Here is a 14,660-nt window from a genome sequence, read left to right as displayed (position 1 = left end):
CATGGAAACAGCTACGCCGGAATTGTTCTAGTGAGCAAAGTTGTAAGAGAGTTGCATTGCTCGTCCGTTTGGAGTTGGAACGGTAGAAAACGAGATGTTATTGAGAGGGCTTGAAGAAGAGCACCTTCGCAGAACATAGCCCCCTATGACATAACCGAGAGCACTACCGACAAGGGCATCGGAGGGAAAATGTTCTCGAGCTATTACACGGGAACTTGAGACTGTTGCTGCCAGGCCGTACACCAGAGCTTTTGTCCCAATACCGTCGTATTGCGAAGCGACTACATGGGCAAAAGACCAGACTACAACCGAGTGATCGGAAGGCATGGACTGACCATCCGGCCAGGTCTTGGTTCCGTGAGGCCAAAAGCGTCCTGTTCCGTCTCCCTGTCTCGGCGTTTGCCGGTTGATCGCATAGCCCAAGGCAGTATTGAGAATGACTGAATCGGCCATTGCTTCTCCGGCCAGCACAGCGGTCTCTTTCATGTGAGCGTTGTGTGTGACATGGCCAACGATGTATCCAACACCCGTTGCCGCCACCGGCCCATAGATGCCACCGTAATCAGAAATTTTGCGGAATCTGTCCTCTCGTTTTTTATCGACACCTAAATCATGGATAACGTCTTTGTCTTTTTCTAGTGCGAATCCAGTTGCTGCTCCGAAGGGCGCAATCCATAGGAGATTCGTTGTATTGAAGTGAAGAGGCGCGGTAACGATTCCCACCTCATCCTGTGCCACATGCAAAGCACATATCTGGAGCGAACTCAGGCTGCAATCCTTGGAGGGTGCAGTTGTTTGTGCTTTCAGCGTACAGGCAGGGACGAGAAACAGGAGGAGTATGGCCAAACGTGAGTGCATAGCTAGATGTAAAGCTTACCATTCGGGCCTTCCTGCTTTCCTGTGCTGGCGGGCGAGTGCGGTAGTAATTGGCGACGAAGTTTATGTGCAGAATCTTTGCCGGGAAAGTCGCTTGGGGTTGTAGATTGAGTCTTGTCGGAAAAAGCTTTTTGCCGCCTGCTGTCCTACAATGAAGACTTTTACGACAACATCCTCTCCAAAGCGTCGAAAAGGATTAGGGGATAGACCGACAGTCATTAGGGTGTTTGCTGTGGTTGGTCCTCTAGCAGGCTGGTGGGCAGCACGACTGCAGATCGCTTTTGCTAATGTATGTTGGAGAGCCAGTGAGGAACTAGGGTTTGGGAACGCTGACATACGAAGTTGCGGCAAAAACAGATTGCGGCCGCAAACGTGCCGCCAACGAAGATGCCTTTGGCTTTTCGCAAGAGCACGGGGTGTTTCTTGTTTGTGACGGCATGGGCGGCGCAGCTGCCGGAGAAATCGCCAGTAGTCTGGCCGTAAAAGAATTTTTACTCTGGTTCTCAGAGCATCATTCTTCCGAGTCGGTGCTTGCAGACGTGGGTGCTTCCCTTCGCGAAGCGGTTGCCCAAGCGAACCATGAGATTTACAGGAAGTCGACGGTCATTCCCGAACTGCACGGGATGGGGACAACTCTGGTTGGCATGCTTGTCCATGAGGATCACGCCTGGATCGTGAATATCGGCGACAGCCGTTGTTATCGGTTTCATGAAGGAGTGATGGAGCAAATTACTCATGATCACTCGCTGGTTGAGGAGCAAGTGCGTCTGGGACGGATGACAGCGGCAGAGGCGGCTCGTTCTCCTATGCGGAATGTGATTACGCGAGCTGTTGGGACTCGCACAGATGTCGATTCGGACGTGGTCGATTACGAGATCGGTCCTGGAGATGTCTTCCTTTTGTGCAGTGATGGTCTTACCAAGGAGCTTCGGGACGTTCAGATCGAGCGGCTGCTTCGGGAGGCCAAGACCTCGGAAGAGGCCTGCGAGAGGCTGATTGAGTCAGCGAATTGGGCTGGCGGTCGGGACAACATCACTTGCCTCGTTCTACGAGTTGGCGAAAAGTAGATTAAAGCATTTTCCGAAATACTGGGAACTTTCCAGGTAAGGGGCAGAGCGGCTTTCTTCTATTGCTTCGGTCTACATCTTTTCGGGAAATGCTCAAACGCTAGGTTCCGCTTTTTGTTCCCCCGTATTCTGTCTGCGGTTTCAACAGAGAAAGGGGCTATTCTGGAACTTATGGTGAGGTTGACGGTGCTGGCCAGTGGTTCGAAGGGGAACAGCACCATTGTCTCTTCCAGCCGCACCAAAATTCTGTTGGATTCCGGGCTGAGCTGCCGCGAGCTCTTTCGCCGAATGCGCGAAGCAGAGGAAGATCCGGCTTCTCTCGATGCCATCCTCATAACGCATGAACATCAGGACCATGTTCAGGGCCTTGCTGTAACTGCAAGGAAACTCGGAATTCCGGCCTATTTTACGGAAGCAACTCATCGTGCCTGGATGCGCTGGATGACGCCCCGTAAGCAGATGACCTATGCGCAGTGGCTCGAACAGCGCAAGCAGCAGATTGAGAAGCAGCAACAGGAAAAGGATGCTGACGCTCCCATCGAACCCCAGAGTGGCGAGGCTGAAACGGTCGAGTGCGCTCAAGAGGTAGAGGAGATCAAGAAAGAAAAGCATGATCCCTGTACCTTGCCCGGAGTTGAGTATTTTCGGGCGGGAACCGACTTTTGCATCGGGGACATCGAAATTCGTCCGTTTACGATTCCTCACGACGCAATCGATCCTGTCGGGTTTGTCTTTTCGGCGGAGGGGGTACGGATGGCTGTCGCCACCGACCTCGGCTACATGCCGACCAATGTAAAGACCTGTCTGCAGCGCTGTGACCTGTTGATGATTGAGTCAAATCACGACCTGGAAATGTTGCGGGATGGACCGTATCCCTGGAGCGTAAAGCAGAGGGTGATGTCGCGCGTGGGCCATCTTTCTAACGATGCGGCGGCCGATTTTCTTGAGAATTCGTACGACGGGCACGCCGCTTATGTGATCCTGGCGCACCTCTCCGAGAGCAACAATCTTCCTGAAATTGCAAGACTTACGGCCGAGAAGGCCCTTCAGGACCGAATGAACCTTCTAGGTAACCGGTTGATCCTGGCAGAGCAGAGGCAGCCCCTGGGGACTATCTCTTTCTAGCGAAAGTGACTAAAATAACAAGATGGTAACTCGGCGGGGTTGTTGCCTGTAGTGCTTGCCCCTGCCGTCAAGCAGCTAGTTGCTCTAAAAACTAGTCAGAAGAAGTGAGCTAATAGCCAATGAATGATAACAATTGCACAGACAGGGTTGTCGGAGCCATTCTCGCCAGCTGGCGATATGATATCTCCGGAATCGCTCCCGACATGCGGAAGGATTATGAGCAGCACCTGGTCGAGTGTGATCACTGCCGTAGAAGACAGCGTTTGCATCGGACAATCGATGTCACGCTTGCTGCCTTGACCTCGGCTTCAGTCGTTGTGTTTCTGCTTGCTCTAGCAATCCTCCATCGAATCGATCCGTTACAGAGCTGGGCTTTTGTCGATTTGCATCTGCGGACAATGACCATTGTCCTGACGATGCACGCGGCGGCCATTGCCGGTTTGCTGTTTTCTCTTTTGGCGTTTGTCCTGGTGGCTACGATGACCCCCGCACCGGTTTATATCGGTGGGATGGCGCTTGCACATGCGCGAGGTCTTCATGATCGCCTCCCAGAGGAGAAGCAGTTAAAAGCGGGTCAGCGATAGCGAGGAAAGCTGGCAGATAAACAAGAACCGATCAGCTGGCAGAGCAATCAACAAATGCCGGTCGACGAATTCAATCGTCGACCGGTTTCTCTTTGTATCTATCCCAGTTCCAGGGCTCCAGTAAGGTCGCTAATCTTCTCGACATTGTGGTTCTTGCACCAATGTTCCAGCCCCTTTACCAGCCTCTCGACAGCACGGGGATCTGCATAACTGGCTGTTCCGACTTGAACAGCCGTGGCACCGGCAAGCATGAACTCGACCGCGTCTTCAGCCGTGACAATGCCTCCCATCCCTAGAATCGGAATACTGACCGATTTTGAAGCTTCGTAGACCATGCGCAGAGCGATGGGTTTGATAGCCGGGCCGGAGAGTCCTCCGGTGATGTTGGCCAACCGAGGTTTTCTTGTTTCCGGATCAATGGCCATTGCCAGAAAGGTATTCACCAGCGAGAGGGCATCGGCTCCGGCATTTGCGGCCACTCTGGCCATCTGGGCAATTGAGGTCACGTTGGGGGACAGCTTTACGATCAGCGGACGTGTAGAAGCCTTTTTCGCACGGCTTACCAGGTGATCCAGCATGACGGCATCGGCTCCGAAAGCCATCCCGCCCTCATGGACGTTCGGGCAAGAGACGTTCAACTCGTAGGCGGCAATCCCTCCTGCCTGGTTAAGCCTTTGAATTACTGAGACATACTCATTGACCGTGTAGCCAAAGACATTCACGATGACGGCACAGGTCGGGTAGCGGCTCAGTTGTGGCAGCTTGTTTTCGAGAAATGCTTCTGTCCCAATGTTCTGCAGTCCAATTGCATTGATCATGCCGGAGGCGGACTGCACGATTCGCGGAGCCATGTTGCCGGTCATGGGTTCCAGTGAGATACCCTTGGTGACCAGTCCACCAAGCCGCTCGAGCGAAACAATGTCTTCAAATTCAATGCCATAGCCGAAGGTTCCACTTGCGGCTACGACTGGGTTGGCCAGCTCGATGCCGGCCAACCGAACACGCATATCGGGTTTCACTGAGACTTACTTTCCGGGGAGGGTTTTGTTTTCGGTTTCGTTGTACGTCCGCCACGTGTTTTTGAAGGTGCCGTATATGTGACTGGACGCAGAGCTTCGGTCAGGACACGCCCAACTGAGGCAGAGGGTTGATTCACTCCTAGCAGAGAAGCGAAGGTAGCTGCCATATCCACTGGGGCAACCCGGCCTCGATAGGTACCTGGATTAAACGGAGCCCCATAGAACGCCAATGGAACATGCCGATCGTATGACCAGGGGCTGAAGTGCGTGGTCTGGATATTGTTGAGGTACTCCATCTGATAGGCGGTAGGAATAACCATAACGTACCAGCCGCCATTCGAAGAATAGCTATGTGCAAGCAGCCGTCCGAATTCGGTGGGAGGTAGTTCGCCGGAGGCCAGCTGCAGACGCGTATAGGTGCGGTACACAACCGGCGTTGGCGGCAACCGCTTCTCCGAGGGTGTTGGAGCCTCTCCCGGCTTTGGCGCAGGATGGTCCTCGTCTACAACCGGGGCACTTTGTGCATCGATGGCCGGCTGTATTGCCTTCATGATGGCTTCTTCTGCTTCCTGCTCATTGATCCCCGCACGTTCAAACGGCGGGCGATTCAGCGCAAGATAAGGCAATTCCTGGCGAGGCAGTAAGTATTCGACGTTTTCTCCTGGCGAGAATTTGGCATTCATTGCCTGGTTAAGAGAGGCGACCAGCTTGTCGAGAGAAATCGTCGCCGCGTTGATTCCCAGGTTGGCCGCGTCAGACGGAATAGGGGCAACTCCGTGATCTGCGGAAAGAGCAATCCAGACGTTCTGCAATCCGCCTTCGACATTTTTGTCGAGCCAGGTAAAGAAGCTGTCGAGGTCGGAGTCCAGAGAGTCGACCATCGTCTTTTCGTAAGTCGAATCCGGGCCCATCTGATGACCCTGGATATCGTTGGCAGAGAGGGAGATAGTGACCAGATTGGTTGTATCCCCGCTGCCCATCCTCTCTCCGGTAATCAGGGCGCGGGCGAAGTCCAGCTCGTAGGCATTCGCTGCAGGTGTACGTCCTACCAGCTCGTAGAACGAGGTTGTGCTCTCAGCGTTGGATTGTTGGACGGCCTGCTCCGGACGGCCGTTTTTATTGAAGGCAACCGCCCAATCGGGCAATTGAGAGGTATAGAAGGTCGAGGTGACGAAGTAGCCGCTGGCCGGATCGATCCAGAAGGCAGCGTTGGCTGCCGATCCTGAGGGCAGGATGGCCGCCCGATCTTTCAATGAGATGCCGAAGACTTTGGATTTGCCCTGCGTTGCCAGGCGCAGTTCGTCTCCAATCGTGGAGGCGCGTAAATTACGCGGCGAGGAGCCAATCAGGAAGGTCGGAGCGTCCGGTGCGGCTCCGGGAGCCTTGGATGGAATGCTGGAATCGGGAAGCCCCACCAGCCGATAGCGCTCGTCTTCTACCGAAGTGATTGGGTGGTCTTTGGAGCGGGCAAGATCCCACCACTCATTGCCTGCAATACCATGTCCGTCAGAATAGGCGCCGGTTCCCAGTGTGGCGTGTCCCGGGGCTGTTTTGGTGTTGGCGTAATCGTAATAGCAGTCTGGGAAGTAAGACCCGTGGTCGAGAAAGAGACGAAATCCACGTGCCTTGAAGTCGGCCCGGTACCGTTCCAGGTAATCGCCTCGGAATTGATCGATGACCACAACGACAACCAGTTTGGGATGGTTATCGTAGACAGAAGCTGAGGATTGCCAGGGGGCGGCGAGAAGCAAAACGATCCCGACGAATAAGAGAAGAAAACGCTTCAATTTCGGCATAGATGGCATTCAGTATCGCAGCGGGACTGCCTCAGTCATGTTAACAAGAGGTTATCTGTCGCCGTTATGTTTCTTAACATTCTGAATACCCCCGTATGGGCGGATTTTGCTGTATCTCCTTTGGATATAAAAGCTTGGGTAGCTCCGCATTTCCCTTGTCACTGGGCGTCAAGTTGAGGTGGAGGAGGGGGAAATCTGCGATACCGGGAACCAGGCAGTCTTTGGTTTATAGCGCCTTTTTCGTTCCCGGTATCCGGGACTTTTTCAGGGCGTCTCGTTTTTTCAAGTCTCCTGGGACCTCAATTCCTGTGCAATTTGCCTTTCCTGGTCCTCATGTCTGGGAAGGGGGAGCAAGCTCTAGTAATCTAGAAGGTCATGCTGGACTTAGGGTTCGTACGCAATAACCTGGAATTAGTAGAAGCGAAGCTGCGGCTGAGGAATCAGGATCCCGCCCAGCTTCTGGGCGATTTTCGTGGTCTGGATGCCCTCCGCCGCGAGCGCATCACTGAAGTTGAGCAACTGAAGGCCCGCCGCAACGAGTTGAGCCAGCAGGTGGCCCAGCTCAAGAAGTCGGGGCAGGACGCCTCTTCGGTTATGGAAGAGACCCGCTCGCTCAAAGATCGTGTCGATAGCTTGGAGAAAGCCTCCGTTGAGGCCGACGAGCAGATGCGTGCCATCCTGGCTCGTATCCCCAACCTCACCCGTGACGAGGTTCCTGCGGGTAAGTCGGAGACCGACAACATTGAGATCAAGCGTTGGGGTGACCCTCCCAGCTTCTCTTTTCAGCCCAAGCCTCACTGGGAGATTGGTGAATCCCTCAAGATTCTGGATCTCGAACGGGCTACGAAGCTGAGCGGCGCGAGATTCTCCGTCCTGATGGGCGCTGGAGCCCGGCTGGAACGAGCTTTGATCAATTTCATGCTGAACCTCCATACCGAGGAGCATGGATATACCGAAGTGCTGCCACCTTTTATGGTGAACAGCAAATCTCTCTTTGGCACGGGGCAGTTGCCGAAGTTCTCCGAAGATCTCTTTCGCTGTGTTGATGCGGAAGGGTTTACACCCGGTGTCTATCGCGACAATGACCACTGGCTGATTCCAACAGCCGAGGTTCCGGTGACGAACTTGTATCGGGATGAGATCTTGGATGAGGCACGGTTGCCGATTTCTCTGACGGCTTATACTCCCTGCTTCCGTTCCGAAGCCGGTTCCTACGGAAAAGATGTGCGTGGAATTATCCGGCAGCATCAGTTTGAGAAGGTGGAGCTGGTGAAGTTTACCCGTCCGGAAGATTCTGACGCCGAGCATGAGAAGCTGACCCGGGATGCGGAGAGCGTTCTTGAGAAGCTGGAGCTCCCGTATCGCCGCGTTGTATTGTCAACCGGAGATACAGGTTTCTCTTCAGCCAAGACCTTCGATCTGGAAGTCTGGCTTCCAGGCCAAGGCTTGTACCGTGAGATTTCCTCCTGTTCGAACTTCGAAGGCTTCCAGGCCCGGCGTGCCAATATTCGCTATCGTCCTCAGGCGAAGGGGAAAACTGAATTCGTTCATACTCTGAATGGCAGCGGCTTGGCTATTGGACGTACCTGGCTGGCTGTTCTTGAGAATTATCAGCAGGCCGACGGCAGCGTACGGATTCCGAAGGTGTTACAGCCCTATATGGGTGGCCTGGAAGTAATCGAGCCAGGAAAGTAGGAGATGAGATGGGCCGTTTGTTAAAGAGCTATTTCTTTTGGACGTATCCGCGTGGGAGTTTCCATTACGACGTAATGGTGACCATGATTCTGGCGTTCATCTTTATCACCCCGCATCTCTGGAACTACGGAGACAAGAGGGCAGGCGGAAACCGCCTTCCGTCGCAGCTTTCCGTGCAAAGCGATGGTGGTAATGGCTTTATCTTCGAGGTAAAGAGTGACGATGTGAAAGCTGCAGGCGAAAACCTCCAGCTTCGTACGGCCTTGCGTCGCGTGATCAAGCCTGTTGTAGGTGATTCCGTGCAGATCGAACGTTTTGAACCAGTCACAGATGCGAATGGAGCAACAACCGCTTATAAGGTATGGGCGCATCGGTAATAGCAGAAGTTGCGTACAGAACTATGGCGGAGTGAATGGGTTTGAAAAACATGATGGCGATATTTAAGGCACGGATGTGGATGCTGGTCGCGGTGTTGGTGTTGAGTGCGCCACTGCTGCGCGCAGCCAATGGTGACTTGGAGAAGGTCCTGCAGCAGATGAATACGGCAGCGGCAAAGTTCCAGAGCGCGCAGGCCGATGTCGAATGGATTCAATACCAGGCTGTAGTGAAGGAGAGCGATACCCAGAAGGGTACGATTGCCTTTCAACGAAAGGGCAATCAGACTCTGATGGCTGCTCATATCCGTGAATTAAACGGAAAGCCAACCCCCAAGGATGTTCTCTTTCGGGATAACACGCTGCAGTATTACCAACCGCAGGTTAAGCAGTTGACCGTGTTTTCGGTAGGGAACAATCATGCTCAGTATGAGACCTTTCTGACGCTTGGCTTTGGCGGCAGTGGTACCGATCTGCAGAACAACTGGAATATTACGTATTTGGGCAATGAGCAGATCAGTGGTACGCCGGTAGCCAAGTTACAGCTGATTCCAAAGCAAGACAGCATCAAAAGAACTTTCAAGAGCGTGATTATTTGGGTGGATCCGGCTCGGGCGATCAGCTTGAAGCAGCAGTTCTTCGACCCTTCCGGAGATAACCGAACCATGATTTATAGCAACATTCGCTATAACCAGTCTGTAGGGAAGAACGTCTTCGAGATCAAGACTGCATCCGGCACTCAGGTAGTCCGGAAGTAATTGCTTTGAAGGGACGGGACACGACCTTCCGCCGTGTCCCGGGCCCCCTGCTGGAACAGCTATCCTCTATATTGCAGCTACCTTCTTGCTTGCCGGTTTTCCCGCCAGTGCAATACCGGCGAGAGCGAAGATCACCGGAAAGCATTCCAGCGTATAACGAGTCTCCGGTGCTTCGATAGTCAGCAAGAGTGCCGATCGTAACACTACGTACGCAACCATGGCCCATACAAAGGGTGGATGTTTCCTGAGGCCAAGCAGTGCGATGACGAGATAGGCGAGATTCAAGGTGCCATACGCGTAGGAGAATTCCGTTTCCTGATGATGGTTCCAGTACTCCCACCAGCGATACTCGATAGGCAGAGATTCGACTCGGGGACGTAGCCACATATCCGCCAGACGGGCTAGCGGAAGTATTACGTAGTATCGGAGTGGATGCGAGTGGATCCGTTCCGCTGCGAGTTTGGCAAAACGGGAATCGATACTTCGGCTAAGAGAGACGGTTTCGTTATAGCTATCGAAGATCTTTTCTGTTTCAGCCCGTTGGGCAGGAGAGTCAAAGGCCCTCTCCGGAAGCGACTCCATGTGTAACTCGTCTCCCGGGTAATTCCAGTAGACCTCAAAGGTGGAGACAAAGTCGACACACCAGGTTTTTGTCCAGCGATCGAAGCCCGTGCCTGCGTAATCTCCGGGATCTGTGGCAGTTTTCGGCGCCAGAGGCTGGAAAACTCCAAAGGTTTTTGCATTCCGCCATGCCCAGGCCACAAAGGGAAGTACAGCAAGTAATCCGCAAAGAAGAGCTGTTCGAAGGGCCTTGGGGAATGAGATCGTTCCTGTGCGGTGTACAAACAATAGGGCAGGCCATAATGCAACCGCGATCAGAGCTCCGTCGGGTCGTAATAGGGCGCCGTAGCTGAAGGCGAAGGTGAGCAGAATGAGCGGAAGCTTTCGCGGGCGATGGCAGTACTCTGCCAATGCGAATAGTCCCAGGGAGAGACAGAAGATGGAGAGAGGTTCCGCGAGTGGTGCTGCAACGTAATTGGCTGTGAAAGGGCAAAGAGCAGCGGCCCAGAGAGTGATCGATGCCGCTCTGGGGGTAGCAATACGGCGTACAAAGGCGGCGATCAGCAGGCAAGAACCCAGGTCGATAGCTGCTTGCGCGAAAAGTACCGCATTATAGTGCTCAATCCCGAAAAGCCGAAAGCAAAGCATGAGAAAGAGCGGGTAACCGGGAAGGCGAATGAGAGTAGGAGCGATCTGCGTGCCATGCGAAAGTCCATAGGTTCCGTGCAGGAACCAGTTTTTGGCCAGGTCTCCGTATATGAGGCTGTCTCCGCTGATTTCCCTAAATTGATGGATGAACCACCAGCGCAATATAGCGCCGGCAAGCAAAGCAAGAAAAATATTTAGCCACTTTAATGTTCTTACGAAAGGCATGTGTTGGCATCATACAAGGCGGCCGAAAATTGACTCACCTTGGATAGGTTCCATAGGATCGAGAGAAGGTTGTTATCCCCTTTAGGGGAACGGAATAGCAAATTCTCGAGGCCAAGGCACGAAAGGTATAGCGTTCGTGACGTACGTTAATAATACGCAGCGGAATTACAGCATAGCCAGCTGTAAACATAAGCGTCTCTTTCTCGTTATGGCGACTTTCTCTTATACCATCGCCAAACCTGAGCCGATCGCCTCATATAACGTTCTATCCCGGGAAGCGGATAACAGGTTTTAAGCATGGACCAGCAAATCTTTTACGATCCGGAGCGCAAGCGGTGGAAACGGCTTCGCCGAATTCTGGATGTTCTCGCCGTCCTGTCGACAGTAATTCTCGCGGCGTTTTTCTTTAGTGTGATTAGCCGGCAGACTCTGCCGGAACTCTTGCTCCCTCAGCAGAAGAGAAACTACAAGCCGCTGAAGGATCGCACGCCACTTCTCAAAACTCAGAAGGCTGTACGCCCGTCACGCAGGCATTCGAATCGAAGGCCCTCGGATATTCCGCTGAACGCAGATGAAGGTTTGCGGGCCGCATATTATGAGCAGGACGATCCTGCGGGCTACTCTTCGTTTAAAGAGCACATTCATCAGATTGATCTGCTCTTTCCTACCTGGATTCAAGTTGGCGTTCCGGATGGAACTCTCAAATCTCTGAATTTTGAGGGTCGCTCCTATAACCTGATCGACAACACCGGTGTTCACGATCCCGACGAAGAAGACAAAGTAAAACGGCTGATTACAACGGCGAAAGAGGATACCGAAATCTTCCCGCTGGTCAGTAATTACAGTGCGTCTAAAGAGACCTTTGATCAGGGTGTCGGTGTAATGCTGGCAGATGCGGGGAAGCGTGCGCAGATCAGGTCCCAGCTGCTTCGGATTCTGGCACTTTCCAATCTGTATCGGGGCATTTCACTCGATTTCGAAGATGTTCCGGATGAGCACCTCAAGGACTATCTCCAGTTTGTTCGTGAAATGTACAGCGAATTGCATTCGCGAAATCTGCGCCTCTATGTGAACGTAGAGGTTTCGGCAGAGGATGACGAACTACGTACGCTTGCCGCAAACAGTGATGGCATCCTGCTGATGAATTACGACCAGCATGAGATGGGGAGCGATCCCGGTCCGATTGCTGCGCAGGACTGGTTTGTCGATAACCTGACTCGTGTCCTAAAGCTTGTTCCCAAAGAGAAGATCATCTGTGCACTTGGTAACTACGGATATGAGTGGACCACGACCATTCCTAATTCGAAGCACAAGAATGCCAAGCCTAAGACCTTGGGATCGGAAGAGCTGAATGTGCAGGAGGCGTGGCAACGCGCTTCCGATGCAGAAGCAGAAATTCACCTCGATGACGACTCCCTCAATCCTCACTTCGCTTACGACGATGAAGATCAGGGAATAAGGCACCAGGTCTGGTTCCTGGATGGCGTGACTGTTCTCAATGAACTTCGAGCGGCGCGCGCACTTGGGCTGAAGACTTTTGCGCTGTGGAGACTCGGCTCCGAAGATAGATCACTCTGGACGATATGGGATCATCCTTCCTCCGCCGACGCTCCGCAGTTTCTATCGAAGCTGCTTCCTGGGCAGGGCGTAGACGAAGAGGGTGAAGGCGATATTCTGCGAATTGCCGGTAAGCCGCAACCGGGCAGCAGAACTGTGGATGTCGATAACAGTGAGCCCGATCCTCATAAGAGGTTGATAACGGACGAGAGCATCGACGTCTATCCTCATGCCTTTACGCTCAGGTATTTCGGTTACCAGCCACGTAAGGTTGCATTGACCTTCGATGACGGTCCTGACCCGAAGTGGACTCCGAAGATTCTTGAGGTTCTAAAGCGCTACAACGTGAAAGCTGCCTTCATGATGATCGGCGCTCAGGCCATGAATAATGTGGGTCTGATGAAGCGTGTTGTTGCCGAGGGTCATGAAATTGGCAGCCACACGTTTACGCATCCGGATATCAGCGAAGTCTCTATGCGTCAATTAGCTCTGGAGCTAAACCTCACAGAGCGATTGTTTGCGGCAAAGCTGGGACTTCAGCCTCTCTATTTCCGTCCGCCATACTCCATCGATCAGGAGCCGGATACCGACGATCAGGCCTCGCCTGCAAGCCTTGTTCAAAACCTTGGCTATATCATCGTTGGCGACAAGATCGATACCAATGACTGGGAGGAGCGTCCTCGCAAGACTCCGCAGGATATTACTAATTCGATCCTTCAGCAGCTAGAGGCGATGAAGACAAAACCGCAATTCCGCGGCAGCATCATCCTGATGCACGATGGAGGCGGAGACCGCTCGGCAACGTTAGCTGCTCTTCCTGTGGTGATCGAGACTCTCCGTGCCAAGGGCTATGAGATTGTTCCTGTTTCGGAGTTGATGGGGAAGACCAGGGCAGAGGTTATGCCTCCTCTCTCTTCTCGTCAGCGCTGGCAGGCACGTGTCGACTCAATAGCATTCTTTGGTTACGCATTCTTTACTCGCGTTGTAACGTGGATCTTCTTCGTTGGCGACGTACTCATGAGTGCGCGCCTGCTGCTGATTGGCCTGATGGCTCTCGTCGATCGTTTGCGTCGCCGGAAGACCGCTGCTCCTGGTGAGTTTGAACCGCCGGTGGCTGTAATCATTCCGGCATACAACGAAGAAAAGGTAATTGTCCGCACCATCCAGTCCGTGCTGAACTCCGATTACCGGAACCTGCGCGTGATTGTTGTAGACGACGGATCGAAGGATCTTACCTACGATGTCGCGTGCGAAACGTATGCAAAGGAAATTGCTTCCGGCAAGGTGCTTGTTTTGCGGAAGCCCAACGCAGGTAAAGCTCAAGCATTGAATTTTGCTCTCGAGCACATGCCGGAAGAGATTTACGTTGGAATCGATGCCGATACGGTAATTGCAACCGACGCAGTTTCAAAACTGGTTGCTCACTTTATTCATCCCGATATCGGTGCTGTCTCAGGAAATGCCAAGGTCGGCAATCGTGTAAACCTGTGGACTCGCTGGCAGGCTCTGGAATATATCACCAGTCAGAATTTCGAGCGCCGTGCTCTGGACCTTTTCAATGTCGTCACTGTTGTTCCTGGTGCTATCGGCGCCTGGAGAACAGTGGCAGTAAGAGCGGCAGGAGGCTATCCGAAGAACACTGTTGCCGAGGATGCCGATCTGACTATGAATCTACTGGAACAGGGCTACAAGGTGGTTTACGAAGATAGAGCCCTGGCTTTTACCGAGGCTCCAATCAATGCCAATGGATTGATGCGTCAGCGCTTCCGCTGGTCTTTTGGAATTCTTCAGGCGGTATTCAAACACAAAGCGGCCTTTACGAAGAACAAGGCGATGGGTTTCTTCGCCCTGCCGAACATTGTGATCTTCCAAATGCTGCTACCGTTAGTCTCTCCTTTCATCGATCTGATGTTCCTGGGCGGGGCTGTGCATTATCTGCTGGATCGCCACTTCCACCCGGAAACAGCAAACGCTGCCAGCTTTGAAAAATTGGTGACCTATTTCCTCGCGTTCCTGGTCATCGATTTCATTACCTCGGCGCTGGCGTTTTCGCTGGAGCGAAGACATCCGGCAAGCAAGGGCGATGGCTGGTTGCTCTTCCACATCTGGTTGCAGCGGTTTGCCTATCGTCAAGTCTTTTCCTTAGTGCTGCTTAAGACACTTAAGAGAGCTATCGACGGGCGTCCGTTCAATTGGGACAAGCTTGAAAGAACGGCAAAGATGTCGCCGCAAACCGAGCAGATTACATCTGGGAAGTAGGGAATAGATCCAATCCAAGCCCCTGTATGCGACTACAGCATTCAGGGGCTTCGCATTTGGCATATTTCGCTGCCTATACTGCCCAGCAGGGATATCAATAGGGAACCAGTTCCTTT

At 53.0% G+C, this 14,660-nt stretch carries 11 protein-coding genes; 7 read left to right on the top strand and 4 right to left on the bottom strand.

What is annotated here, in order from left to right; translation table 11 throughout:
• Positions 1-27: 27 nt before the first annotated feature.
• Positions 28-858: a phosphatase PAP2 family protein gene (locus AC6I7T_RS12290; RefSeq protein ID WP_497793738.1), complete on the bottom strand. Its 831-nt coding sequence runs from the start codon at positions 856-858 to the stop codon at positions 28-30.
• A 338-nt stretch (positions 859-1,196) separates the two neighbouring features.
• Between AC6I7T_RS12290 and AC6I7T_RS12285 the strand changes: the two genes are divergently transcribed.
• From AC6I7T_RS12285 to AC6I7T_RS12275, 3 genes are all read left to right on the top strand, one after another.
• Positions 1,197-1,943, top strand: coding sequence for a Stp1/IreP family PP2C-type Ser/Thr phosphatase (locus AC6I7T_RS12285; protein ID WP_497793737.1), 747 nt, complete (start codon positions 1,197-1,199; stop codon positions 1,941-1,943).
• A 171-nt stretch (positions 1,944-2,114) separates the two neighbouring features.
• Positions 2,115-3,068 (top strand): MBL fold metallo-hydrolase, encoded by a 954-nt coding sequence (locus AC6I7T_RS12280; protein WP_497793736.1) that lies wholly within the window; start codon positions 2,115-2,117, stop codon positions 3,066-3,068.
• Between the two features lie 119 nt (positions 3,069-3,187).
• Positions 3,188-3,652, top strand: coding sequence for a hypothetical protein (locus AC6I7T_RS12275; protein WP_497793735.1), 465 nt, complete (start codon positions 3,188-3,190; stop codon positions 3,650-3,652).
• A 98-nt stretch (positions 3,653-3,750) separates the two neighbouring features.
• On the opposite strand, the gene AC6I7T_RS12270 is transcribed toward AC6I7T_RS12275, so the two are convergent.
• Positions 3,751-4,659 (bottom strand): dihydroorotate dehydrogenase, encoded by a 909-nt coding sequence (locus AC6I7T_RS12270; protein WP_497793734.1) that lies wholly within the window; start codon positions 4,657-4,659, stop codon positions 3,751-3,753.
• A gap of 8 nt (positions 4,660-4,667) precedes the next feature.
• Positions 4,668-6,467, bottom strand: coding sequence for an alkaline phosphatase family protein (locus tag AC6I7T_RS12265; RefSeq protein WP_497793733.1), 1,800 nt, complete (start codon positions 6,465-6,467; stop codon positions 4,668-4,670).
• Between the two features lie 375 nt (positions 6,468-6,842).
• On the opposite strand from AC6I7T_RS12265, the gene serS reads away from it, so the two are divergent.
• The 3 genes from serS to AC6I7T_RS12250 are packed head-to-tail and all read left to right on the top strand — an operon-like array spanning position 6,843 to position 9,294.
• Positions 6,843-8,162 (top strand): serine--tRNA ligase, encoded by a 1,320-nt coding sequence (gene serS / locus AC6I7T_RS12260; protein ID WP_497793732.1) that lies wholly within the window; start codon positions 6,843-6,845, stop codon positions 8,160-8,162.
• Between the two features lie 8 nt (positions 8,163-8,170).
• Positions 8,171-8,539 (top strand): hypothetical protein, encoded by a 369-nt coding sequence (locus AC6I7T_RS12255; RefSeq protein WP_497793731.1) that lies wholly within the window; start codon positions 8,171-8,173, stop codon positions 8,537-8,539.
• Between the two features lie 35 nt (positions 8,540-8,574).
• Positions 8,575-9,294 carry a LolA family protein gene (locus AC6I7T_RS12250; RefSeq protein ID WP_497793730.1) on the top strand — a complete coding sequence of 240 codons (720 nt, stop codon included), beginning with the start codon at positions 8,575-8,577 and terminating at the stop codon, positions 9,292-9,294.
• Between the two features lie 66 nt (positions 9,295-9,360).
• On the opposite strand, the gene AC6I7T_RS12245 is transcribed toward AC6I7T_RS12250, so the two are convergent.
• On the bottom strand, positions 9,361-10,728 hold the full coding sequence (locus AC6I7T_RS12245) for an ArnT family glycosyltransferase (RefSeq protein WP_497793729.1): 1,368 nt from the start codon (positions 10,726-10,728) through the stop codon (positions 9,361-9,363).
• 297 nt (positions 10,729-11,025) lie between these two features.
• On the opposite strand from AC6I7T_RS12245, the gene AC6I7T_RS12240 reads away from it, so the two are divergent.
• Positions 11,026-14,544, top strand: coding sequence for a trifunctional glycoside hydrolase family 18/polysaccharide deacetylase/glycosyltransferase family 2 protein (locus tag AC6I7T_RS12240; protein WP_497793728.1), 3,519 nt, complete (start codon positions 11,026-11,028; stop codon positions 14,542-14,544).
• Positions 14,545-14,660: the final 116 nt, after the last annotated feature.

The organism is Humiphilus diazotrophicus, assembly GCF_059726315.1.
The sequence above is the reverse complement of the archived record's forward strand: the minus strand, read 5'-3'. Positions and strand labels throughout refer to the sequence as shown.